The 23,037-nt window shown below is 60.8% G+C and carries 21 protein-coding genes; 19 read left to right on the top strand and 2 right to left on the bottom strand.

Annotated features, from left to right (window positions below):
* Positions 1 to 659 precede the first annotated feature (659 nt).
* The 16 genes from ACVWYU_RS21230 to ACVWYU_RS21305 all read left to right on the top strand — a co-directional run bounded on the left by ACVWYU_RS21230 (position 660) and on the right by ACVWYU_RS21305 (position 17,885).
* Positions 660 to 1,844 carry a flavin-dependent monooxygenase gene (locus ACVWYU_RS21230; protein ID WP_457373601.1) on the top strand — a complete coding sequence of 395 codons (1,185 nt, stop codon included), beginning with the start codon at positions 660 to 662 and terminating at the stop codon, positions 1,842 to 1,844.
* Positions 1,845 to 1,968: 124 nt separating this feature from the next.
* Positions 1,969 to 3,090 (top strand): LLM class flavin-dependent oxidoreductase, encoded by a 1,122-nt coding sequence (locus ACVWYU_RS21235; protein WP_247256251.1) that lies wholly within the window; start codon positions 1,969 to 1,971, stop codon positions 3,088 to 3,090.
* Positions 3,091 to 4,050: 960 nt separating this feature from the next.
* On the top strand, positions 4,051 to 4,413 hold the full coding sequence (locus tag ACVWYU_RS21240) for a DUF6124 family protein (protein WP_457373602.1): 363 nt from the start codon (positions 4,051 to 4,053) through the stop codon (positions 4,411 to 4,413).
* 277 nt (positions 4,414 to 4,690) lie between these two features.
* Positions 4,691 to 5,806, top strand: a complete 1,116-nt coding sequence (locus tag ACVWYU_RS21245; protein WP_457373603.1) for a peptidoglycan recognition protein family protein — start codon at positions 4,691 to 4,693, stop codon at positions 5,804 to 5,806.
* A 774-nt stretch (positions 5,807 to 6,580) separates the two neighbouring features.
* On the top strand, positions 6,581 to 6,937 hold the full coding sequence (locus ACVWYU_RS21250) for a DUF6124 family protein (protein WP_457373604.1): 357 nt from the start codon (positions 6,581 to 6,583) through the stop codon (positions 6,935 to 6,937).
* 311 nt (positions 6,938 to 7,248) lie between these two features.
* Positions 7,249 to 8,139, top strand: a complete 891-nt coding sequence (locus ACVWYU_RS21255; RefSeq protein WP_457373605.1) for a VOC family protein — start codon at positions 7,249 to 7,251, stop codon at positions 8,137 to 8,139.
* Between the two features lie 11 nt (positions 8,140 to 8,150).
* Positions 8,151 to 9,032: a CoA transferase subunit A gene (locus tag ACVWYU_RS21260; protein WP_457373606.1), complete on the top strand. Its 882-nt coding sequence runs from the start codon at positions 8,151 to 8,153 to the stop codon at positions 9,030 to 9,032.
* Positions 9,033 to 9,044: 12 nt separating this feature from the next.
* Entirely contained in the window at positions 9,045 to 9,833 is a 789-nt protein-coding gene (locus ACVWYU_RS21265; RefSeq protein ID WP_457373607.1) for a CoA-transferase subunit beta, read from the top strand.
* A 25-nt stretch (positions 9,834 to 9,858) separates the two neighbouring features.
* Positions 9,859 to 10,731, top strand: a complete 873-nt coding sequence (locus ACVWYU_RS21270; RefSeq protein WP_247256246.1) for an enoyl-CoA hydratase — start codon at positions 9,859 to 9,861, stop codon at positions 10,729 to 10,731.
* A 2-nt stretch (positions 10,732 to 10,733) separates the two neighbouring features.
* The gene (locus tag ACVWYU_RS21275) at positions 10,734 to 11,801 is read left to right on the top strand and encodes an NAD(P)H-dependent flavin oxidoreductase (protein WP_457373608.1); all 1,068 of its coding nucleotides are present in this window, start codon (positions 10,734 to 10,736) and stop codon (positions 11,799 to 11,801) included.
* Between the two features lie 30 nt (positions 11,802 to 11,831).
* Complete coding sequence (locus ACVWYU_RS21280) at positions 11,832 to 12,587, top strand: enoyl-CoA hydratase family protein (protein ID WP_247256244.1); 756 nt, start codon at positions 11,832 to 11,834, stop codon at positions 12,585 to 12,587.
* A gap of 10 nt (positions 12,588 to 12,597) precedes the next feature.
* Positions 12,598 to 13,764: an acyl-CoA dehydrogenase family protein gene (locus ACVWYU_RS21285; RefSeq protein WP_457373657.1), complete on the top strand. Its 1,167-nt coding sequence runs from the start codon at positions 12,598 to 12,600 to the stop codon at positions 13,762 to 13,764.
* A 10-nt stretch (positions 13,765 to 13,774) separates the two neighbouring features.
* A complete protein-coding gene (locus tag ACVWYU_RS21290) occupies positions 13,775 to 14,830 on the top strand; it encodes an acyl-CoA dehydrogenase family protein (RefSeq protein WP_457373609.1) in 1,056 nt (351 codons plus the stop codon).
* A 164-nt stretch (positions 14,831 to 14,994) separates the two neighbouring features.
* On the top strand, positions 14,995 to 16,143 hold the full coding sequence (locus ACVWYU_RS21295; protein WP_457373610.1) for an acetyl-CoA C-acetyltransferase: 1,149 nt from the start codon (positions 14,995 to 14,997) through the stop codon (positions 16,141 to 16,143).
* 153 nt (positions 16,144 to 16,296) lie between these two features.
* A complete protein-coding gene (locus ACVWYU_RS21300) occupies positions 16,297 to 17,172 on the top strand; it encodes an SDR family oxidoreductase (RefSeq protein WP_247256241.1) in 876 nt (291 codons plus the stop codon).
* 203 nt (positions 17,173 to 17,375) lie between these two features.
* A complete protein-coding gene (locus ACVWYU_RS21305) occupies positions 17,376 to 17,885 on the top strand; it encodes a DUF1993 domain-containing protein (protein ID WP_196587112.1) in 510 nt (169 codons plus the stop codon).
* A 185-nt stretch (positions 17,886 to 18,070) separates the two neighbouring features.
* Here ACVWYU_RS21305 and sstT read toward each other — a convergent pair whose 3' ends face one another.
* Positions 18,071 to 19,303: a serine/threonine transporter SstT gene (sstT, locus tag ACVWYU_RS21310; RefSeq protein ID WP_457373611.1), complete on the bottom strand. Its 1,233-nt coding sequence runs from the start codon at positions 19,301 to 19,303 to the stop codon at positions 18,071 to 18,073.
* A gap of 463 nt (positions 19,304 to 19,766) precedes the next feature.
* On the opposite strand from sstT, the gene ACVWYU_RS21315 reads away from it, so the two are divergent.
* A complete protein-coding gene (locus ACVWYU_RS21315) occupies positions 19,767 to 20,924 on the top strand; it encodes an MFS transporter (protein WP_457373612.1) in 1,158 nt (385 codons plus the stop codon).
* A 4-nt stretch (positions 20,925 to 20,928) separates the two neighbouring features.
* Here the strand turns inward: ACVWYU_RS21315 and nhaR are convergent, their stop codons facing one another.
* Entirely contained in the window at positions 20,929 to 21,828 is a 900-nt protein-coding gene (nhaR, locus tag ACVWYU_RS21320) for a transcriptional activator NhaR (protein ID WP_457373613.1), read from the bottom strand.
* Between the two features lie 138 nt (positions 21,829 to 21,966).
* On the opposite strand from nhaR, the gene ACVWYU_RS21325 reads away from it, so the two are divergent.
* A complete protein-coding gene (locus ACVWYU_RS21325; protein ID WP_247256237.1) occupies positions 21,967 to 22,209 on the top strand; it encodes a hypothetical protein in 243 nt (80 codons plus the stop codon).
* A gap of 29 nt (positions 22,210 to 22,238) precedes the next feature.
* Positions 22,239 to 22,988, top strand: coding sequence for a TerC family protein (locus ACVWYU_RS21330; RefSeq protein ID WP_247256236.1), 750 nt, complete (start codon positions 22,239 to 22,241; stop codon positions 22,986 to 22,988).
* Positions 22,989 to 23,037 lie beyond the last annotated feature (49 nt).

The raw sequence follows: 23,037 nt of genomic DNA on the forward strand, positions 1-23,037 counted from the left end.
GATGCGGTGTATTTAAACCCGGAACGCCCTGAAATTAGGGGTGCAACAGGCTAACAACTGTAGGAGCAAGGCGACAGGTACCTTGACACGTACCGAAACGCCAAAAAAAAGATAAGCAAAAAAAGGCTCGCCCCGAGCGTCCGGCCCCTCGCTAAGGCTCGGCGTTCCTTCGCTGCGGTATTCATCCGGGGACACTGCCCTCCGGTCGGCTTCGCTTCGACCTACATGCAGCGTGTTCGACTGCGTCGAACGGCGCTGCGCGCCACTCCCCGGATGAACACCTCCTCTCAGCCTCCCGAAGGGGCGGGTAGATCAAGATCAAGAGCTGCAGGCGAGCTAACGCTCGGCCTGATGAGTGGTGAAGAGCGTGAGGGCGCGCGTGCCTTGCTTTCTGTGGGAGCTGGCTTGTCGGGGCGCCGCATTGCAGCGATGGCGGCCTGCTAGCCGACCAATCACTTGCAGATGCGCCCAATCCCCTGTGGGAGCGAGCCTGCTCGCGAAGGCGATCTGCCAGGCAACGCAATTCTCCAACCCCACATGGTCCGTTTGAGGGATGTCCGCCACTGCGTGCATTGCTTGAATGCCAGGGTAGGGGCGCTACACCCGCCCCGCTGCACGCGCGCCCCGGCGGATGGGGTGAACAAAGGAGAACAATAAAAATGCTCAACCAAGACCTGATTCGCCAGCGTCTGAGCCAGCGTGCCCGCGAGCTGGTGCCGATCCTGCGTGAACGTGCTCTCAATGCCGCGCAAGCCGGGCTGTTGCCTGAAGAAACCTTGAAGGATTTCCAGGACGCCGGGTTCTTTCGCATCCTGCAGCCGTCTCGCTGGGAAGGCTATGAACTGGAGCCCAAGGATTTCTTTGACGTGCAGATGACCCTGGCCGAAGGCTGCATGTCCTCGGCCTGGGTGCTCGGCGTGGTGGCGATTCACAACTGGCAGCTGGCGCTGTTCGATGATCGTGCGGCGCAGGACGTCTGGGGCGACGACTCCAGCGTGTTGATCTCGTCTTCCTACATGCCCGTGGGCAAGGTCGAGCGGGTCGAGGGTGGATTCAAGTTGAGTGGGCGCTGGGGGTTTTCTTCCGGCAGCAAGCATTGCGACTGGGTGTTCCTAGGCGCGCTGGTGCCGCCGCAAGAGGCGGGTGGGGCGCCGGATTACCGGACCTTCCTGGTGCCACGCAGCGACTATCAGATTCTCGACAACTGGCATGTGATGGGCCTGGAAGCCACCGGTTCCCACGACATTCTGGTGGAGAACGCTTTCGTTCCCGAGTACCGCACCCACCGCGCGCTCGACGGTTTCATGCAGAGCAGCCCGGGCAATGCGGTGAACACTGCGCCACTGTTCCGCCTGCCGTTCGGGCAGATTTTCGTGCGTGCCGTGTCGTCCTCGGCCATTGGCGCCTTGCAGGGCGCGGTGGATCAGTTTGTCGAGCACAACCGCGCGCGGGTCGGGGTCAACGACGGGCGCAAAATGGTCCAGGACCCGGCCGCGCAGTCGGCGCTGGCCAATGCCATGGTGTGCGTCGATGAGTGCAAGACCGTGCTGTACCGTAACTTCGCCTTGATGCTGGAGCGCGCACAGAAGGGCGAGCCGTTGAGCCTGCCCGAGCGGGTGAAGATGCGGTACGACTCGGCGCTGGTGGCCGACAAATGTGCCAGGGCGGTCGGTGATCTGATGTTCAACAGCGGCGCTTCGACCATCTTCCGCAGTCATCCGATCAACCGGGCCTTCCGCGACATCCACACCGGTCGCGCCCACGTCGCCAACAGCCCGGCCAAGTACGCCTGGAACCTGGGCGGCGTGAGCATGGGGCAGGACAGCAACGACTTTTTCCTCTGACCCATGCGTACAAATCAGCTAGTCCGTTTGCGTGATTCGAGCGCCCCGTCGATGCATGAGCATTGACGGCAAGGCGAAGGTCTACGGCGCCGACTGCGCATCCAAATAAGCACAAGGATCAACCATGAAATTTTCCCTGATTTACGAAGCCCAGACGGTGGACTCCAGCCGTGAAGGCGACCGCAAGATTTTCCAGGACACCGTTGAGCAAGCGGTGCTGGCCGACAAGCTTGGCTTCGACACCTTCTGGTGCGTGGAGCACACGGCGCTGAGCAACTACTCGCATATGTCGGCACCGGAAACCATGCTGGCCTTCGTCGCCGGTAAAACCGAACGCATCGGCATCGGTCACGGTGTGGTCTGCCTGCCACCGGCGATGAACCACCCGGTAAAAGTCGCCGAGCGCATCGCTACCCTCGACCTGCTGTCCAAGGGGCGCGTGCACTTCGGCGTCGGCAAGGGCGGTACCCAGCAGGAGGCCGGCACTTTCGGCTATGACCTGGCGACCCTGCAGCCGCAGATCGACGAGATGATGTACCTGATCCCGAAAATGTTCGTGCAGGATGAAATCGAGCACAACGGCGACTTCGTGCAGATCCCGAAACGTCCGATCCATCCCAAGCCATATCAAGACCCTCACCCGCCGATGTACCTGGCGTGCACCAACACCGAGTCACTGAAAAATGCCGGCGGTCGTGGCATGGGCGCGTTGGTGCTGGGCTTCGGTGGCCCGGAAGAAATCGCCAAGAAGGTCGAGGTCTATCACGAGGCGTTTGATCATCGTGACGAGAAAAAGCAGGTCGGCTTCCGCCCCAATCGTCACATCGCCGCGCTGTGCCCGGCCATCGTGCTGGAAGACAACGCAGAAGCGCGCCGCATCGGCATTCGTGGACAGCGTTACTTCATGGAATCCCTGGGCTACTGGTACGGCGGTGGCGAGCGTCCGGACCCGGAGAAGTGGAAGGACGACACCTTCGTCGATGGCAACGGCCAGGCCGTGATCAAGTCGCGCTTCGCCTCCGAAGAAGTCAGCGTCGACTTTTCCGACCCGACCATGGCCATGATGAACCCCAACCACGCCTACGGCACGGTCGAGGACTGCATCAACTATGTGCAGCGCCTGATCGACGCCGGTGCCGACGAAATCCTGTTCATCTGCCAGATGGGCACCGTGCCGCAATGGGCGCAGCTGGAGACCCTGAAGAACATCGGCGAGAAGGTGATTCCGCATTTCCGTAAGGCGTGATGGTTGACGCTAAACGCATGAACACCGCATGCCCCTGTGGGAGCGAGCCTGCTCGCGATGAGGTCGGCACATTCAGCATCAATGGTGCCTGACCCATCGCCATCGCGAGCAGGCTCGCTCCCACAGTTTGATTGCATTCCAGGCCTGGCACGGACGTCAGGCCCGCTTTCCAACGGGTCCCCAAGGCCCGTTTTTTTATGTCTGCCGAATAAGATTGAACACCCCACACCCCTTGTAGGAGCGAGCCTGCTCGCGATGAACCGGAGAACGCCGCGGGGTGTCAGGCTTTCAGCGTTATCGTTGGCGACCATCGCGGGCAAGCCCGCTCCCACAGGTATTGGGGCAAGCCACAATTGCATTCCAGGCCTGGCACGAACGTCAGGCCCACTTTCCAGCGGGTCCCCAAGGCCCGTTTTTTTATGTCTGCCGAATAAGATTGAACACGCCACACCCCTTGTAGGAGCGAGCCTGCTCGCGATGAATCGGAGTACGCCGCGGGGTGTCAGGCTTTCAGCGTTATCGTTGGCGACCATCGTCGGAACGCCGCCCGGAGCAGGCTCGCTCCTACAGGTTATTGCGTAAGTTCGCACCACTGATTTGGCCTTTGAATAGAACCTGTTTAACGGCTGTCAGTGTTACTTAATGAAAGCCACAACGCCTTGCGTCGTTGCCTACAGGTACGCCAGAATCCGCCGGCTTGTGCGCCTTGGTCCCCCTCGGTAACTTGATTCGCGTCACTGCTCATCAGTGATCGGGTTTAGTCGCCCGTTGTGACACGAAGCGCATTTGCATCCCAAACAGTCAGGTCATTTCATGTCCTGCACGTCATGGTAGCTGTGCGCAGGGCGCCTTCGGGCGCGCCGGTTTCGTGCTCCGCCGGTCGACTAACCTGCGTACAGCTGCAACCCCTCTTGTTTAGTCGCAAGTAGGTGACGGCTCCACATTTTGGAGCATTCAATCATGGTCAAACCTTCACCCAATCCGCCAGACACCGATCCGGCATCCCCCTACGAAAGCCCCGATTCCAAAAAACTCAACGAAGCCGCCGAACGCGCCCTCGACTACCACTTCCCCTCGACCGCCGACATCAAGGCCACCCCTCGAACCATCTGCACCCTGTTTACCGTAGACCCAGAGGCTACGACCGAAACCCTGATGACTTACCTGGTGGAAACGCTGACCTCGGTGGATGTGATGGTGCATCAGCTGGTGGATCATCTGCAGGGCGGTGACCGCAATGCGCTGTTGGGCATTTCCAATAGCGTGATGCTGGCGGAGATCACGGCGAACCGGGTGCTGGATCAAATCGAAGCGGCGGCATAACAACGCAATCGCGATATCCACCCACTGGTGGGTGCGGGCTAGCCCGCGATGGCGGCGTGTCTGTCAACAGAAATGTTGGACGTGCTCTCTCATCGCGGGCAACCCCGCTCCCACAGGTTCTGCAGCAGGATAAAAAATATCGCATTAAGCGACTATTCCTACAGGGATTTCTGCGCCTTGACTGGGTGGCCTGGAGGCTGTTTATTCTGCCATTCCAACAAGGAAATAGACGCCTATCAAGGTAGTTGGAATGCGTCGTTAATAAGGAGGATTGTGTATGGTGATGCGCCTGATTCGTCAGCAGGATCGCGAACGTCAAGGTATAAGTTTCGATCAAATCGAGTCGCCGTTTTTTGCCGAGGACATGGTGAGACAGGCTCTTACGAGTCGTCGCGACGATTTCTTTGGGCTAGATGATTTTTTGCGTGCACATGGCCGCTCGCGTAGTTACCTGCTGTACGACGATATGCAACAAATACTGGCTAGCGTAAAAAACGGCGACTGGCTGTTGGTCACCGACAATCCCTTCAGCCCGTTGAGTAAAGACACGACAGGCCAGTATTCGCGCATTTTCGGAATGCGCTCGCAAGTGCAGTGGCTGGACTATCGTCCTTCCTATCAATCCAAATCTTCGTTGCCCAAAGCCGAGTCGGTTTCAAGTCCACTACATCAAGAGCCATCAAGGATGGCTCAACAATTGACAGCTCAGGCAAAAAAGACCGAAGTCAAACTTTGGCCAGCAGCTCCTAATACCATCATTTGCAACGATAGAGCAGCTACCAGAGAAGCAATCATTAGGCTCGTCCGCAAAAGTGGTAGTGAATTTGTAGAAAGATCATCTTGGGGCGCTCAGCCAGTAAAAGGCGAAATGGTCGATGATTGGGATTACTCGATGATCGCCCTTCACCATGCAGGTAGAAGTGTGGGGTGTGGTGTCGGCGAAGGACAAATGCGTGCAATTCAGAGGGAGCATCAAGCCAAGTTTGATGATATCGGTTATCACTACGCCATCGACTGTATGGGTAGCGTCTTTGAGGGGCGCGATATCCGATTCAAAGGCTCAAGCGTCCATAACTACAACACAGGTGTTATTGGCATCGTGTTGCTAGAGAATCTGACAACCGCGCAGGAGGGAGGCGACATGGTCGCGCTTGCCCGTCAGGCGCTTGAAGCCGTGAATGGCAATATGGATCAGGAAATCCCTGCTACACAAATCAACGCCCTACTGAATCTGGTCGAAGCGCTGACCAATGTTTTCAGGGTGACCAATTTGGGTGGACACCGTGAATTCCCCATGCAAGCCGGCGAAGGAAAAATTTGCCCAGGCAACATTGGAATGAAACTGGTGAGGGACCTGCGAATCAAAACGAACCTGCAGCCACCTTCATTATGAAGTCGGTACTTATCATTTTCCCGATCGCAATCCTCGCTTTCCTCTACGTTGGCTTTTACGAAAAGATGGAAGACGCCTACCCGGAGAAAGTGTTTTTCATCAAGAAAAGCCCGACACTTCAGATGAAATTTGAAAATGTTTTCGCGTACGAATCAGATGATAAAAAACTGAGTGAGCTAAGCGGTACGGAACGGCAGATGGTCATTCAGTACTGCAAGTATCGGTTGGGCATAATTACGATGTTGAAAAGCCAAAAGGAGCTTGAAGCGTGTAAGAGAAAGTAAATTTCATACCTCTGAATCTTTCCCAGACGGGCCTTTCAAGGCCCGTTTTTTCTGCCGGCAACAATCCCCTGTGGGAGCGGGCTTGCTCGCGAAGAGGTGCTCCTACAGGTTATTGCGTAAGTTCGCACCACCGATTTGGCCTTTGAATAGAACCTGTTTAACGGCTGTCAGTGTTACTTGATGAAAGCCACAACGCCTTGCGTCGTTGCCTACAGGTACGCCAGAATCCGCCGGCTTGTGCGCCTTGGGCCCTCTCGGTAACTTGATTCGCGTCACTGATTCCCAGTGATCGGGTTTAGTAGCCCGTGGCTTAATCCAAGACGTACGACGCATCAATCAGGCCATGTGCCTGCATTTTGATGGTGGCTGTACGCAGGGCGCCCTTGGGCGCGCCGGCTTCTTGGATTCCCCGGTCTACTAACCTGCGTACAGCTGCCACCCCTTCTTTTAGTAGAGAAGTGGTTTCCAGCCCACATCAGGAATCCACACTATGTTCAAGGTCACACCCAATCCGCCAGACACCGATCCGGCATCCCCCTACGAAAGCCCTGATTCCAAAAAACTCAACGAAGCCGCCGAACGCGCCCTCGACTACCACTTCCCCTCGACCGCCGACATCAAGGCCACCCCTCGAACCATCTGCACCCTGTTTACCGTAGACCCAGAGGCCACGACCGAAACCCTGATGGCCTACCTGGTCGAAACCCTGGCCTCGGTGGATGTGATGGTGCATCAGCTGGTGGATCATCTGGAGGGTGGTGACCGCAATGCACTGCTGGGCATTTCCAACAGCGTGATGCTCGCGGAGATCACGGCGAACCGGGTGCTGGATCAAATCGAAGCCTGAATCAAGTGCGATACCCCCTGTGGCGAGGGAGCTCGCTCCCGTTGGGTCGCGCAGCGGCCCCAAAGTAGGGACTGCTGCGCAGTCCAGCGGGAGCAAGCTCCCTCGCCACAATGGTTCATTGTTTTTTTTGTTTCCTCATTGGCTGGCATGACTGCTTACAGTGCATGTTCCATGGTCTGCGCCATCCACTTCCGCTAGTCCCATTGGACGATGTTGCCCCTCGCCGAACCCGTTTGAATAGGCCCACATAAAGTCTCCCCACGGCACCCGCCGAAGGGCGGCACGGCCTGAGCAAAACGAGGAGTGCATCCATGGATATCCGTGGTCTGGGTTACGTCACCCTGTTGTCCAGCGACCTGGCGCAATGGCGTCATTACGCGAGCCAGGTGCTGGGCATGATGGTCAGCGGCGACGATGAGCTTTTGTACCTGAAAATGGACGAGCGTCATTACCGCGTGCTGGTGCAGAAAAACGCCGAGAACGGCTTCGGTGCCTGCGGCTGGGAAGTGGCCGGCAAGGCGGCCCTGGAACAGGCGGTCAGCGAGCTGCAACAGGCCGACGTGCAAGTGACTCGTGGCACCTCCGCCGAAGCCGAGCTGCGCAAGGTCCAGGAACTGGTGCACTTCAGCGACCCGGACGGCAACCGTCACGAAATCTTCTGGGGCCCGCTGCAAGACTTCGCCCGTTTTGTCTCGCCGGTCGGCGTCAAAGGGTTTGTCACCAACGATCTCGGCATGGGCCATGTGGTGCTGCCGGCACCCGCCTTCGAGCGCTGCCGGGATTTCTACGAGCAGGTGATGGGTTTCGGCCTGTCGGACCTGATGAAAGTGCGCTTTACCCCGGACCCGGCCGAGCCGCAAAAACGCATTCACTTCCTGCACTGCAACAACGGCCGTCACCACTCGCTGGCGATTTTCGAGTGCCCGATGCCCCATGGCTGCGTGCACATGATGGTCGAGGTCAATGCGCTGGATGAAGTCGGCCGTGCCCTGGACCGCGTGCACGCCAACGGTGTGAAGCTGTCGGCCACCCTCGGCCAGCACACCAACGATCAAATGATTTCTTTCTACATCAAGACCCCGTCCGGGTTTGACCTGGAGTACGGCTGCGATGGCCTGGTGGTCGACTGGGATCGCCACACGCCGTTCGAAAGCACCGTGGTCAGCCACTGGGGCCACGACTTCAGTGTCGGTCGCCAATGAGGAACACGACGATGGACAAGCAAATGACCACAGCCGAGATTGTCGGCCAACTGCGCGACGGCATGACCATCGGCATCGGTGGCTGGGGCCCGCGGCGCAAGCCGATGGCGCTGGTGCGCGAGATCCTGCGCTCGGACCTCAAGGAGCTGACGGTTGTTGCATACGGGGGGGCGGACGTGGGCATGCTCTGCGCGGCCGGCAAGATCAGGAAACTGGTGTTCGCCTTTGTCTCGCTCGACTTCATTCCACTGGAGCCGTACTTCCGCAAGGCGCGCCAGGAAGCGGCGCTGGAGGTGATGGAAATCGACGAAGGCATGTTGCTGCTGGGCCTTCGCGCCGCAGCGATGAACGTGCCGTTCATTCCAACCGCCGTGGGCCTGGGCACCGATGTCCTGCGCCACAACCGGCAGATCAAGTTGATCGCCTCGCCCTATGCCGATGGCAAGGACTGGGTGGCGATGCCGGCGCTCAAACTCGATGCGGCGCTGGTGCACGTCGACCGTGCCGACAAACGCGGCGTGTGCCAGATCAGCGGCCCCGATCACTACATGGACGACCTGTTCGTGCGCGCCGCGACCCACAGCTACGTGACCTGCGATGAACTGGTCGACAGCGACTGCTTCCACCAGGACAGGGCCCACGCGCATCAAGTTTTCTGGGAACGCAACCTGACCACCGCCGTGGCCCACGTGCCGGGCGGCGCACATCCGTCGTCCTGTGCGCCGCTGTACGGTTTCGACGTCGCGCACTTCAAGACCTACAACGCTTCGGCGCAGGCCGTCGATGGCTGGCAGAACTATGTCCGCGACTACGTCGACTGCAACCACGAACAGTACCTGGACAAGGTCGGCGGCCTGGCTGCAATCCGCCAACTGCCATTGCCGATTTTCTGAGGGAGCCTTGCGATGAGCACTACCACTTACAGCCTCGCCGAGCTGATGATCTGCGCTGCCTCCGAAGCCTGGCGCGACGATGGCGAGGTTCTGGCCAGCGGCATCGGCGTGATCCCGCGTCTGGCCGCATCGCTGGCGATGCTGACCAGTAACCCGCAGCTGCTGATGACCGACTCCGAAGCCTACATGGTCGCCGAACCGGTGCCTTTGGGCGCCCGCAATGGCTACGAACCCAAGCGCGACTGCTGGATGGGCTTTTCGCGGATTTTCGACAACGTCTGGGGCGGTAAGCGCCACGCGTTGGTGGGCCCGACCCAGATCGACCGCTTCGGCCAGGCGAACATTTCCTGCATCGGCGACTACGCCAAACCCAAGGCGCAGATGCTCGGGGTGCGCGGTTTTCCCGGCAACTCGATCAGTCATGCCAACTCGTTTTGCGTTCCCAGCCACAACCGCCGGGTGTTCGTCGAAGGCGAGGTCGATATGGTCGCCTCGGTCGGCTACAACCCGGCCCGCCTGGCCCGGGGCTGGTCGCTGGACGACATCGATATCCGCCTGATCATCACCGACCTCTGCGTACTGGATTTCCAGGGACCCTTTCGGCAGATGCGCCTTCGTTCGCTGCACCCCGGCGTGACCGTGGCCCAGGTCCAGGACAACACCGGATTCGAGTTGCACGTGCCGCAGGATTGCCCGACCACGGCGGCGCCGACGGTCGAGCAGTTGCAACTGATCCAGCGCCTGGACCCGCACAACCTGCGTGCCCTGCAGCTAAAAGACAACCCGCCAGGCCAACGCTGAGCGCCACCCGTTTCGGAGAAAAGTGATGGCTGAACATAACGACAAGAACGAGGCCGAGGTGGTGCTATACGAGGTGCGCGGCGCGGTGGCCCTGGTCACCATGAATCGCCCCGAGTACCACAACGCGCAGAACTCGCAGATGACCTATGCGCTGGACGCGGCGTTTCGCCGGGCCTGCGACGACGATGAGGTGAAGGTCATCGTCTTGCGTGGCGCCGGCAAGCATTTCTCCGCCGGACACGACATCGGCACCCCGGGCCGTGACGTCGACAAGACCTTCGACCGGGCCAGCCTGTGGTACGACCATGTGAACAAACCGGGCGGCGAGTTTCTCTATGCCCGGGAGCAGGAAGTCTATCTGGGCATGTGTCGGCGCTGGCGGGAAATGCCCAAGCCGACCATCGCCATGGTCCAGGGTGCATGCATTGCCGGTGGGCTGATGCTGGCCTGGGTCTGTGACCTGATCGTCGCCAGCGAGGATGCTTATTTCGCCGACCCGGTGGTGCGCATGGGCATTCCCGGGGTCGAGTATTTCGCCCATGTGCACGAATTGAACCCGCGCATCGCCAAGGAGTTTCTGTTTCTGGGTGAGCGCATGCCGGCACCGCGCGCCTATCAGATGGGCATGCTCAACCGGGTAGTGGCCCGTGATGAGCTGGAGCAACAGACCCTCGACATCGCCGGGCGCATCGCGCAAATGCCGCGCCTGGGCCTGCAATTGAGCAAGCAAGCGGTGAACAACGCCGAAGACCTGATGGGCAAGCGCGCGACCATGGACATGGTGTTCGGCCTGCATCACTTCGCCCATGCCCACAATGAACTGGTGTCCGGTGACCGCCTCGGTGGCTACGACGCCAAGGCCATGGCCAGTTCCCAGCGCAAGACGGGCGAGGCGTGAGCATGGCGATTTCGTTGAATACCCGTTTGACCGAACTGCTCGGTTGCCGCTACCCGATCATCCAGACCGCCATGGGCTGGGTTGCCGACCCGAAACTGGTGGCGGCCACGGGCAATGCCGGCGGCTTCGGTTTTCTCGCCGGGGCGACCATCGAGCCGCAGCAGATGGAAGCGGCGATCCTCGAAACCCGACGCCTGACCGATCAGCCGTTCGGTGTGAACTTCCATATGTACCAGGCCAACGCCGGCGAGATTGTCGAACTGGTGTTGCGCCATAAAGTCCGGGCGGTGAGTTACAGCCGTTCGCCGGGCAAGCAGATGATCAGCCGCTTGAAGGACGCCGGGGTGGTGTGCATCCCCACGGTGGGCGCCCTCAAGCATGCGCAGAAAGCCGTGGAAATGGGGGCCGACGCGGTGACCGTGCAGGGCGGCGAGGGCGGCGGGCATACCGGATCGGTGCCGACCTCGATGCTGCTCGATCAAGTGGTCAGCGCGGTCTCGGTGCCGGTGGTGGCGGCGGGTGGCTTCAAGGACGGCAGGGGTTTGGTCTCGGCCCTGGCCTATGGTGCCGAAGGCATTGCCATGGGCACGCGCTTCTTGATGTGCGCTGACAGCCCGGTGCCCCAGGCGACCCTGGCGCGCTACCTGGCGGTCAAGGACCCGGCAGCGATCATCATCAGCCGCGCCATCGATGGCTTGCCGCAGCGGATGATCCGCAACGAATTGCTCAACCAGCTGGAAAACAGCGGTGGCCTCAAGCGCTTGCTGCTGGCGGTGCAAAGTGGCCTGGCGTATCGCCGCCACACTGGCATGAGTCTTGGCCAGTTGCTCGGCAGCGCCTTGAAGATGCGCGGCGCCGGGGAGCTGACCGCCGCGCAAAGCATCATGGCCGCCAACGCGCCGATGGTGATCCAAAAAGCCATGGTCGACGGGCAACCGGCCGCCGGGGTGTTGCCCGCCGGGCAGATCGCCGCCTCCATCGACAGCTTGCCCAGTTGCGCCCAATTGATTGAACAGATCGTCCAGGACGCCGAAGCGCGCCTGGGCGAGCTGTGTCGCCGTGTGTCGTGAAGGGGCCATGCATTGTGAAGGAAGGAAACCATGAAACCATTTAGCGTCAGCATCGAAAACGGCATAGCCGAACTGGTGTTCAACCGGCCACCGGTCAACGCCTTCAACAACCAGGGCTGGGCCGATATCGCCAGCGAGATCGAGAGCCTGGGCCGTAACAGCGACGTGCGGGTGATCGTGATTCGTGCCGAGGGGCGCGGCTTCTGCGCTGGCGTCGATATCAAGGAACTGGCCGCCGACGGCAACCTGATCGTCGCCGTCAACAAGGGCAACTACGACAGCTTCAAGGCCATTCACCGCAACCCGAAACCGGTGATTGTCGCGGTGCACGGATTTGTTCTGGGGGGCGGCATCGGCATTTGCGGGGCTGCCGACATCATCGTTGCTTCCGAGTGCGCCACCTTCGGTGTACCGGAAGTCGATCGTGGGGCCATGGGCGGCGGTGCGCATTTGCAGCGGCTGTTTCCGGTGCAGAAAGTTCGCCACATGTACTTCACCGGCGAGCCGATCGACGCTGCCGAAGCCTACCGACTGGGCGCGGTGGAGCGCGTGGTCAAGCGCGAAGACTTGCGCGAAGCCGCCTTGCAGATCGCCCGCACCATCGCCGCCAAGAGCCCGGGGATGATCAGCCTGGCCAAGGAAGCATTGACTGGCATCGAAGACGGCAACCTCGAAGACAAATACCGCTGGGAGCAGGGCTTCACCCTTGAAGCCTATCGCTCGCTGGACTCTCAGGAAGCACGCGACTCGTTCGTCGAGAAACGCGATGCCCGATTCAACGGCTGAAGGCACTTTCATGGACCTGACCTATACCCCGGCCCAGCAGGCCTTTCGCGCCGAAGCGCGGACCTGGCTGGCCGCCAACGTACCCGCCGAACCGCTGCAATCGTTCGACACTGAACAAGGTTTTGCCGAGCACCGCGCCTGGGAAGCCAGACTCAACGAAGGCCGTTGGGGCATGGTGACCTGGCCGACCGAACTTGGCGGCCGTGGCTGCGACCTGATCGAATGGCTGATTTTCGAGGAGGAATACTACCGCTCCGGTGCGCCCGCTCGCGTTAACCAGAACGGTATCTTCCTGCTCGGCCCGACCCTGATGGAGTACGGCAGCGAAGCGCAAAAGGCGCGCTTTCTGCCGCGCATGGCCACCGGCGAAGACATCTGGGCCCAAGGCTGGTCGGAGCCAGGTGCCGGTTCCGATATGGCGGCGATTCGCTCGAAGGCCGAGCGGGTCGGCGACCACTACGTGATCAACGGCCAGAAAACCTGGTCGACCCGTGCAGTGTGGGCCGACTGGGTGTTCGGCATTTTCCGCACCGACCCGCAGTCCCAGCGCCATCACGGCCTGACCTTTATTCTGCTGCCGCTGGACACGCCGGGCATCACCGTGCGGCCGATCCCGCAGCTCAATGGCTTGCCGGGGTTCGCCGAGATTTTCTTCGACGACGTCAAGGTACCGGTGGAGAACGCCTTGGGTGGCGAGGGCATGGGCTGGCACGTGGCGATGTCCACCGCCGGTTTCGAGCGCGGCTTGCTGCTGCGTTCGCCCGCGCGCTTCCAGGAAACCGCCAGGCGCCTGGTGCAGTTGTACCAGGCCCATCGCGAGCAGGCCGACCGCGACCCGGCGATCGGCGAGGCCGTGATGCGCGCCTGGCTGGACGCCGAGGCCTACACCTTGAGCACTTACATGACCGCCTCGCAACTGGTGCAGGGCGGCAAGATCGGGCCGGAATCCTCGACCAACAAAATCTTCTGGTCGGAGCTCGATCAGCGCATGCACGACACGGCCATGAGCATTCTCGGCCTGCGCGGCGAGTTGCTGCCCCAAGCCCCGGCGGCCGGTGATGTCGACCATTGGCTGGACGGTTTCCTGTTTGCCCAGGCCGGGCCGATCTACGCCGGCACCAACGAGATCCAGCGCAACATCATTGCCGAACGCATGCTCGGCATGCCGCGTGCCTGAGGAATAGACCATGGATTTTAGTTTCAGCCGCGACCAACTGCTGTTCCAGGACAACGTCAGAAGTTTCCTGATCAACGAAGTCACCCCGGAGCGCATCCGCGAACTGTGGCAAAGCGACAGCGGCCGCAGTGATCAACTCTGGGCGCAACTGGTGGAATTGGGCCTGACCGCGCTGACCGTGCCCGAGGCCCAGGAGGGCATGGGCATGAATGAGCTCGACTTCATTCTGATCGCCCAGGAATGTGGTTACGCCGGCCTGCCCGAGCCGCTGGTGGAGACCGTGCTGGTCGGCGTGCCGTTGCTGGCCGCCCTTGACGAGCAACACGCGGCGCTCAAGCACGACTGGCTGACGCGGGTCGCCGGGGGCCGCGCGCGGTTGGCGATCGCCGAGCCGGGCAATCCGTTGGTCAGTGATGCCCATGTGGCCGATCTGTTGCTGCTGGCCCATGGCGATGAGGTGCATGCGCTGGAGCGGGGCGCCGTGCGCCTGACGCGCAATGAGTCGGTCGATCCGAGTCGCCAGCTGTTTCAGGTCGAGTGGACGCCAACACCCGCGACCTGTGTCGCCAGTGGTGAACAAGGCCGACGTTTGTGGGCCGATGCCTTCAACCGTGGCGCCCTCGCCAGCGCCGCGCAACTGCTGGGGCTGGCCAAGCGCATGGTCGACCTGGCGGTGGACTACACCTTTGAGCGCAAGCAATTCGGCAAACCGGTGGGTTCGTTCCAGGCGGTCAAGCATTTGATGGCCAACGTCGCGGTGCAGATCGAATTCGCCAAGGGGCCACTGTATCGCGCCGCCTACGCGGTGGCCGAGCAGCAAGCGGGGCAGGACGCGCGGGTGTCCCACGCCAAACTGGCGACGGCGGAAGCGGCGTTGCTGGCGGCGAAGAACACCATCCAGGCCCACGGCGCCATGGGGTACACCTGGGAGGTTGACTTGCACCTGTTCATGAAACGCGCCTGGGCGCTGGACAAGGTGTGGGGCGATCGCGGCCACCACAAAGGTCGGATTCGCGCGGCTCTGTTTGACGGCAGTCCAGAGCTGGGTGCGGGCAGTACGTTCTAACCCCGACAGTAAGGGCGACGAATTCCCTGTGGGAGCGGGCTTGCCCGCGAAGGCGGAGTGTCAGCTACATCAATGTTGTTTGACCCACCGCTTTCGCGGGCAAGCCACGCTCCCACAGGTTATCGGCGCCTGATTTCAATTTTTCTACCGTACCGAGGTACACCATGGCTGAAGCCTATATCGTCGACGCCCTGCGTACGCCCACCGGGCGGCGCAAGGGTGGTCTGAGCCAGATTCACGCCGCCGACCTGGGCGCCCATGTGTTGCGCGCATTGGTCGAACGCAACGACATTCCCGACGACGATTATGACGACGTGATCTTCGGTTGCGTGGACACCATCGGCCCGCTGGCCGGCGACATCGCCCGTACCAGTTGGCTGGCGGCCGGTTTGTCGCAATCGGTGCCCGGCACCACCATTGACCGCCAGTGCGGGTCGTCCCAGCAGGCGGTGCATTTCGCCGCCCAGGCCGTGATGAGTGGCACTCAGGACGTGGTCGTCGCCGGGGGCGTGCAGACCATGACCCAGATCCCGATTTCTTCGGCGATGATCGCCGCCGAACCCTTGGGCTTTACCGATCCGTTCAGCGGCTCTGAAGGTTGGGTGCGACGCTACGGCGCGCAGCCGCCGACGCAGTTCCGTTCGGCACAGATGATTGCCGAGAAGTGGGACCTGTCTCGGGCGCAACTGGAAGCCTATTCGCTGGAGTCCCATCGACGTGCCTTGCAGGCCATCGAGCAAGGCCGCTTCAGCCGCGAGATCGTGCCACTGGCCGGCGTGCTGCATGACGAAACGCCGCGCCACACCAGCCTGGAAAAAATGGCCGAGCTGGAGTTCCTGTTCGGCTGCGACCGGGTGACGGCAGCGGTATCCAGCCAGACCTGCGACGCGGCCAGCGCGGTGCTGATCGTCTCCGAAGCGGCGCTCAAGCGTTATGGCCTGACGCCACGTGCGCGGATTCATCACCTGAGCGTACGTGCCGAGGACCCGGTCTGGATGCTCACTGCGCCTATCCCGGCCACCGCTTATGCGCTCAAACGTGCCGGCATGAAGCTGGAAGACATCGACCGTGTGGAAATCAACGAAGCGTTCGCGTCGGTGGCCATGGCCTGGCTCAAGGAGACCGGTTACCCCCACGAACAGTCCAACGTCAACGGCGGCGCCATTGCCCTCGGTCATCCGCTGGGTGCGACCGGCACGCGCTTGATGTGCAGCTTGTTGCATGAACTGGAACGCAGCGGCGGGCGCTTCGGTTTGCAGACCATGTGCGAAGGCGGCGGCCAGGCCAACGTCACCATTATCGAGCGTTTGTAAAGCCGGATGTACACCGATCCTGTAGGAGCGAGCCGGCTCGCGATGGACTGAAGAACGACGCGGTTATCCAGACATCCCGCGTATTCGTTTACGACCATCGCGAGCCGGCTCGCTCCTACAGGGAAATGTGGCGACAAGTGAGGAATTTGAAACATGAAAATCTGTGAAAACCGCGTCGTGATCATCACCGGTGCCGGCGGTGGCCTGGGGCGCGCGTATGCGCTGGCTTTCGCTGCCGAGGGCGCGAAGGTGGTGGTCAATGACATCAACCGGGAGGCGGCGCTGGCGGTGGTCGGCGAGATCCTCGGTCAGGGCGGCAGCGCCGTGGCCAATAGCGACGACATCACGCGTTATGACTCGGCCGGGCTGATCGTGCGTCAGGCGATTGAAACGTTCGGCGGACTGAACGTGGTCGTCAACAATGCGGGCATCTGCCGTGACCGTATGTTCGCCAGTCTCAGCGAAGCAGACTGGGATGCGGTGGTGGCGGTGCATCTGAAGGGCCATTTCTGCATTGCCAGCCATGCCGTGAAGTACTGGCGTGAGCAGGCCAAGGGCGGGGCGAAGGTCGATGCGCGGATTATCAACACCAGTTCGGGAGCCGGCCTGCAGGGCTCCATCGGCCAGTCCAACTATGCGGCGGCCAAGGGCGGCATCGCCGCACTGACCCTGGTGCAGGCAGCCGAGTTGCGCCGCTACGGGATCACGGTCAACGCCCTGGCCCCGGCTGCGCGCACTGGCATGACCGAGCAGGTGTTCGCCGACACCATGAAAAAACCGGAGGAGGGCTTTGATTACTTCGCGCCGGAAAACGTCGCGCCGCTGGTGGTGTGGCTCGGCTCCGAGGCTTCGGCGGACGTGACCGGGCAGATGTTCGAGGTCGAGGGCGGCAAGTTGTCGATTGCCGATGGCTGGCGTCGTGGTCCGGAACTGGACCGCAATGCCCGATGGGCGGTAAGCGAGATGGGCGATGCGGTGGCGCAGCTGCTGACTCGGGCGGTTCCGGCGGCCAGGGTTTACGGCAGCTGAAAAAGAACGGTATCGGGAGGGCGCGGGTGGCTATAATCGGCCCACGTTCCAAAACCGATCACCTGTAGGAGCGAGCGTGCTCGCGATGGTCGTTAACGATAACGCGTCGATTCTGGATAAACGCGTTGCGCTTGAGTCCATCGCGAGCAGGTTCGCTCCTACAGGGGGCCGACGTTTCCCTCCGTCACCACACGAGACCTGCCATGACCATTTCCCTGTATGACGCTTCCGTTCCTGTTTTCAAGCAAATGCTCAACGCCCTGAGCGATGTGCTGAAGAAGGCCGAAGCCCACGCGACTGAAAAGAACATCGACCCGAACGCATTCCTGCAAGCCCGCCTGTACCCGGATATGTTCCCGCTGGTGCGTCAGGTGCAGATCGCCGTTGATTTCGCCAAGGGCGTTTCCGCCCGTCTGGCCGAAGTCGAACTGCCGAAGTACGACGACAGCGAAACCACTTTCGCCGAGCTGCAAGCCTTGATCGCCAAGGTCCTGGCCTTCATCGGCGAGATCAAGCCGGAGCAGATCAACGGCAAGGAAGGCATCGAAATCGTTACCCGTCCGGGCACGCCTAAAGAGAAGCGCTTCTCTGGCCAGGCTTACCTGCTGACCTACGGGCTGCCGCAATTCTTCTTCCACGTCACCACCGCTTACGCATTGCTGCGCCACAACGGCGTGGAAGTGGGCAAGCGCGATTACATGGGCGCGTTCTAAACCGTCCAGGTACAAAAAAGCCCCCGCAGCCTTGGGTTGCGGGGGCTTTTTCATGTGTGCGCATTTATTCGCTACACCACGAACCCTGTGTGCGAGCCTGCTCGCGATAGCAGTGGGTCAGTCAACATTGATATTGAATGTGACACCGCCATCGCGAGCAGGCTCGCTCCCACAGGGGGTTTGGGTTAGGCCAGGCGTTCTGCCTTTGCCTCTTCACCCAGGCATGCCGCCGCCGTGAACAGCACGTCGGTGGACGAATTCAACGCCGTCTCCGCCGAGTCCTGCAGTACGCCGATGATGAAACCGACCGCGACCACCTGCATCGCGATTTCACTTGGGATGCCGAACAAGCTGCACGCCAGTGGAATCAGCAGCAGCGAACCGCCCGCCACACCCGAAGCGCCACAGGCGCAGATGGCTGCGACAACGCTGAGCAGGATCGCGGTCGGGATGTCCACGGCAATGCCCAGGGTATGCACCGCTGCCAGCGCCAGTACGGTAATGGTGATGGCTGCACCGGCCATGTTGATGGTGGCACCCAGCGGGATCGACACCGAGTAGGTGTCTTCATGCAGGCCCAGGCGCTTGCTCAGTTCCAGGTTGACGGGAATGTTCGCCGCCGAGCTACGGGTGAAGAACGCGGTGATCCCGCTTTCACGCAGGCAGGTCAGCACCAGTGGATAGGGGTTGCGACGCAATTTCCAGAAGACGATGGCCGGGTTCATCACCAGCGCCACGAACAGCATGCAGCCGAGCAGCACCGCCAGCAGGTGGGCGTAACCGACCAGGGCACCGAAACCGGAGGTGGCCAGGGTCGAGGCCACCAGGCCGAAGATCCCCAGCGGTGCAAAGCGAATCACCACGCGCACGATGACGGTCACGCCATTGGACAGGTCGCCCAGCACTTCGCGGGTGGTGTCGCCGGCGTGGCGAATGGCGACGCCCATGCCGATGGCCCAGGCCAGAATGCCGATGAAGTTGGCGTTCATCAGTGCGCTGATCGGGTTGTCGACCACGCTCAGCATCAGGCTTTGCAGGACTTCGCCGATGCCGCCGGGCGCGGTCACCGCAACGTCATGGGTCGACAGCACCAGGCTGGAGGGGAACATCATGCTCGCCACTACCGCGACCACGGCGGCGGCAAAGGTGCCCAGCAGGTACAAGAACAGAATCGGCCGGATGTGGGTTTCCTGGCCGTGTTTATGGTTGGCGATCGACGCCATGACCAGCACGAACACCAGAATCGGCGCGACCGCTTTTAGCGCACTGACGAAGACCTTGCCGATAAACGCCGTGGCCTTTGCCGCTTCCGGCGCGAACAGCGCCAGGGCAATCCCGGCGATCAAACCGATGATGATTTGCGTGACCAGGCTGGTGCGTTTGAGGTGTTGCCATAGAGAAGGGGATGAAGCGGTCATAAAACAGCATCTCTGATTTTTTATAAGTGCATGGTTTCGCAGGTGTGCAGCAACAAGCCGGGCAGGCCGCAGGCAGGAAACCGTAAGGGGAAACGCGGGGGTGTAATGCCGCTGATTAACCTGTGGCGAGGGAGCTTGCTCCCGCTGGGCAGCGAAGCGGCCCCAAAAAAATGGGCCTGCTGCGCAGTCCAGCGGGAGCAAGCTCCCTCGCCACAGGTCAGTGTTTCGGCTTGGTTGAACGGCATCGACCACAGGGTGTACGTTTTTCAGGGCGCGGACTTTATCACAGCGTAGGGCCGATCCTTCAGACCTGTGACGAACTGACGCCCTGGCGTTCAACGCAATTTGCAGGTTCGTGCAACCCTGTGCGCAAACACTCTGTTAAGATCCGCCATCCTCATTTTCATGTCTGCCAGTGGGCCTTCGGGCTATCGCTGGTGTTGTCGTTTTTCTGGAGTTTTGCATGCGGTTGTTGCCCATCCTTCTGTTGTCCGCCGCCGGTTTCACAGTGCTGACCACGGAGTTCATCATTGTCGGCCTGCTGCCGGCCATCGCCCGCGACCTAGAGGTCAGCATCCCGCAAGCGGGGTTGCTGGTGACCCTGTTCGCGTTCACCGTTGCCGCCTTCGGGCCATTCCTCACCGCGTATTTCGCCCGGTTCGAGCGGCGCAAGCTGTTCATCAGCGTGTTGATCATGTTCGGCCTGGCCAACACCCTCGCGGCGTTGGCGCCGAACATTGGGGTCATGGCGCTTGCCCGCTTGATTCCTGCCTTGGGACTGCCGGTGTTCTGGGCGCTGGCCAGTGAGACGGCGGTGGATATCGTCGGGCCGGATTACGCCGGACGCGCCATCGCCAAGATCGGCTTCGGCATCGTCTGCGCTACGGTGTTCGGTATCCCGGTGGGTACCCTGATTTCCGATGCATTCGGCTGGCGCAGTGCTTTCGGCATCCTCGCGTTCATCGCCTTTGCCAAGGCGCTGCTGCTGTTTATCTATTTGCCCAAAACCAGTCTGCATCAGCACCAGGTCAGTTTCCGTTCACAGTTCAAGATCCTGCGCAGCCCATTGATGGTGGGCCACGTGCTGCTGTCGATCATTGTGTTCAGCGGCATGTTCACCGCCTACACCTACCTGGCGGACATCCTCGAGCGTTTGGCCGGTTTCGATGGCACGGTGGTTGGCTGGTGCCTGATGGGCTTCGGCGCGGTCGGGTTGATCGGTAACTCGCTGGGGGGGCGTGCGGTGGATCGCCATCCGCTGATCGCTTCGATGATGTTCTGCGCGTTCATGATTGCTGGCCTGGTGGCGCTGGTGCCGAACATTCATTCGCCTGTCGGTCTGGCGGCGGCGATGGGCATCTGGGGCATCACTCAGGCAGCGCTGTTTCTGGTCAGCCATGTGCGGTTGATGAAAGCCGCACCCGAGGCACCCGCATTCGCGGCATCGCTGAACATTGCCGGGGCCAACCTGGGGATCGGCCTGGGCGCCATGATCGGTGGCCGGGTCATCGACAGCGTTGGCTTGCAAGGCCTGGGGTTTGCGGCTGCCGCTTTTATTCTGGCGTCGATCCTGTTGGCCATCGCGCTGATGACCTTCAAGCCTCGGCCAGTCTTCGCCTGAGGCTTCACAGTTCGGTAAACAACTCGCGGCGGGCACCTTCGGTAATGGCGACAATGCCGGGGTGCTTGACCTTGCGATCCACCGAAATGGCATAGAACGACTCGCTGACCGCGTCGGTCTGGCCAATCACCTCCACGCCGTATTGGCGCCGCACTTCATCGGCGATCACGCTCGGACCGATGAAAATCCCGCTACCGGACTGCCCGAAGGCTTGCATCAAGGCGCTGTCGTCGAATTCGCCAACGATGCGCGGCTGGATCTGTTGTTCGGCGAACCAGCGTTGCAAGCGGCTGCGCACCACGGTTTCCGGTCCGGGAATCAGCAGCGGAGCCCCGCTCAGGCTACCGGGGAAGTCGCCACCGTAGAGCGCTGCCAGCTCCCTGGTCGCAAAAAAACTGATCCCGCATTCACCGAGTTTCTGGCTGTAGCCCTTGATGTCCAGGTGCGACGGCATCGGGCTGTCGGAGATCACCAGGTCCAGGCGCTGGATGGCCAGGTCGGCGAGCAGGCGTTCGAGCTTGTCTTCGCGACAGGTGATGCGCAGCGGTTCGCTCAATTCCATGGTGGGCGCGATCAGTCGGTAGACGATGGATTTGGGCACCACGTCGGCCACACCGACCCGGAACAGGATCTGTTGTTCGTTGGGTTGCGCCCGCAGCATCAGTTCCAGTTCACCTCCCAGCTGAAACATCTGTTCGGCGTAGGGCAGGGTTTGCCGGCCGGCCTCGGTGAGCTCCAGTTGCCGGCCGACACGGCGAAACAACTCGATGCCATAGGTCTGTTCGAGCAGGGAGATTTGTCCGCTGATGGTCTGGGGCGTCAGGTTCAGTTGCTCGCAGGCGCGCACAATGCTGCCGGTCTTGGCCACGACCCAGAAGTAATGCAGTTGTCGATAGTTGAGCATTGCGGGTTCTACAGTTCGTTAAAACCGAAGTATAGCTGCTAAAAATACGAATTTTCCTGAAGTGTTTGCCTCCCTAGAATGCGTCGCTATCAACGGGCCATCGTCTCGGCACCGTTTGTTCTATTGGAAGGAGACAACATGAAGTTCAAGACCACGGCATTGCTGATCACGTCTTTACTGGTACTGGCCGGTTGTGACCAGGCTGAAAAAAGCGCCCAGCAACTGATGGGCAAAGCTGCCGAAAGCGCCAAACAGGCCATCGACGATACTCACAAAGCCGCCGAGCAAGCGCTGAGCGATGCCACTGGCGGGTTGAGCAGCAAAAAAGAATCAACGGAAAAAGATGCGGGAAAAACCGAATCTTCGTCCCAGGAAATCTAAACCGTCTTACAGCGAGTCAGGACTGACCCATGGAATACCTTTTACAACTAGCTGCCAGCCCCACTGCGTGGATTGCCCTGGCCACCCTGGTGGTGATGGAAATCGTGCTTGGCATCGATAACCTGATCTTCATCTCGATCCTGACCAACAAACTGCCCGAGCAACATCGCCAGAAAGCACGGCGCATTGGTATCGGCATGGCGCTGATTCTGCGACTGGGCTTGCTGAGTACCATTGCGTTCATCGTTCAGTTGACGGCGCCTGTGATCGAAGTGTTTGGCCAGGCCTTCTCCTGGAAAGACATGATCCTGATTGCCGGTGGCCTGTTCCTGTTGTGGAAAGCCACCACCGAGATCCATCACAGCATGGACCCGGCTCCGGAAGATCCGACCTCGGCGACCTCGACCGTGACCCTGGGCTTTGCCGCAGCGATTGGTCAGATCCTGATGCTGGACATGGTGTTCTCCATCGACAGCATCATTACCGCTGTCGGCATGACCGAGCATTTGCCGATCATGATCATCGCGGTGGTGGTGTCGGTGCTGGTGATGTTGCTGGCGGCTGATCCACTGGCCAAGTTCATCAACGACAACCCGACGGTGGTGATGCTGGCCCTGGGCTTCCTGATCATGATCGGCATGACGCTGATCGCCGAAGGCTTCGGCGCCCACGTACCGAAAGGCTACGTCTACGCTGCGATGGCGTTCTCGGCTGCGATTGAGGTGTTGAACATGATGTCCCGCCGTGCACGGCAGAAGCGGGCTTCCGCTGAGGCTTGATTGGCGCCTAAACAAACGGCCGCCTGTGCTCGAAAGAGTCCAGGCGGCC

It is taken from the genome of Pseudomonas sp. TE12234 (assembly GCF_054061835.1).

Bases quoted from the DNA above. Each gene is read 5' to 3' on its own strand.
- ACVWYU_RS21230 (WP_457373601.1), top strand. From the start codon at position 660: ATGCTCAACCAAGACCTGATTCGCCAGCGTCTGAGCCAGCGTGCCCGC.
- ACVWYU_RS21235 (WP_247256251.1), top strand. From the start codon at position 1,969: ATGAAATTTTCCCTGATTTACGAAGCCCAGACGGTGGACTCCAGCCGT.
- ACVWYU_RS21240 (WP_457373602.1), top strand. From the start codon at position 4,051: ATGGTCAAACCTTCACCCAATCCGCCAGACACCGATCCGGCATCCCCC.
- ACVWYU_RS21245 (WP_457373603.1), top strand. From the start codon at position 4,691: ATGGTGATGCGCCTGATTCGTCAGCAGGATCGCGAACGTCAAGGTATA.
- ACVWYU_RS21250 (WP_457373604.1), top strand. From the start codon at position 6,581: ATGTTCAAGGTCACACCCAATCCGCCAGACACCGATCCGGCATCCCCC.
- ACVWYU_RS21255 (WP_457373605.1), top strand. From the start codon at position 7,249: ATGGATATCCGTGGTCTGGGTTACGTCACCCTGTTGTCCAGCGACCTG.
- ACVWYU_RS21260 (WP_457373606.1), top strand. From the start codon at position 8,151: ATGGACAAGCAAATGACCACAGCCGAGATTGTCGGCCAACTGCGCGAC.
- ACVWYU_RS21265 (WP_457373607.1), top strand. From the start codon at position 9,045: ATGAGCACTACCACTTACAGCCTCGCCGAGCTGATGATCTGCGCTGCC.
- ACVWYU_RS21270 (WP_247256246.1), top strand. From the start codon at position 9,859: ATGGCTGAACATAACGACAAGAACGAGGCCGAGGTGGTGCTATACGAG.
- ACVWYU_RS21275 (WP_457373608.1), top strand. From the start codon at position 10,734: ATGGCGATTTCGTTGAATACCCGTTTGACCGAACTGCTCGGTTGCCGC.
- ACVWYU_RS21280 (WP_247256244.1), top strand. From the start codon at position 11,832: ATGAAACCATTTAGCGTCAGCATCGAAAACGGCATAGCCGAACTGGTG.
- ACVWYU_RS21285 (WP_457373657.1), top strand. From the start codon at position 12,598: ATGGACCTGACCTATACCCCGGCCCAGCAGGCCTTTCGCGCCGAAGCG.
- ACVWYU_RS21290 (WP_457373609.1), top strand. From the start codon at position 13,775: ATGGATTTTAGTTTCAGCCGCGACCAACTGCTGTTCCAGGACAACGTC.
- ACVWYU_RS21295 (WP_457373610.1), top strand. From the start codon at position 14,995: ATGGCTGAAGCCTATATCGTCGACGCCCTGCGTACGCCCACCGGGCGG.
- ACVWYU_RS21300 (WP_247256241.1), top strand. From the start codon at position 16,297: ATGAAAATCTGTGAAAACCGCGTCGTGATCATCACCGGTGCCGGCGGT.
- ACVWYU_RS21305 (WP_196587112.1), top strand. From the start codon at position 17,376: ATGACCATTTCCCTGTATGACGCTTCCGTTCCTGTTTTCAAGCAAATG.
- sstT (WP_457373611.1), bottom strand. From the start codon at position 19,303: ATGACCGCTTCATCCCCTTCTCTATGGCAACACCTCAAACGCACCAGC.
- ACVWYU_RS21315 (WP_457373612.1), top strand. From the start codon at position 19,767: ATGCGGTTGTTGCCCATCCTTCTGTTGTCCGCCGCCGGTTTCACAGTG.
- nhaR (WP_457373613.1), bottom strand. From the start codon at position 21,828: ATGCTCAACTATCGACAACTGCATTACTTCTGGGTCGTGGCCAAGACC.
- ACVWYU_RS21325 (WP_247256237.1), top strand. From the start codon at position 21,967: ATGAAGTTCAAGACCACGGCATTGCTGATCACGTCTTTACTGGTACTG.
- ACVWYU_RS21330 (WP_247256236.1), top strand. From the start codon at position 22,239: ATGGAATACCTTTTACAACTAGCTGCCAGCCCCACTGCGTGGATTGCC.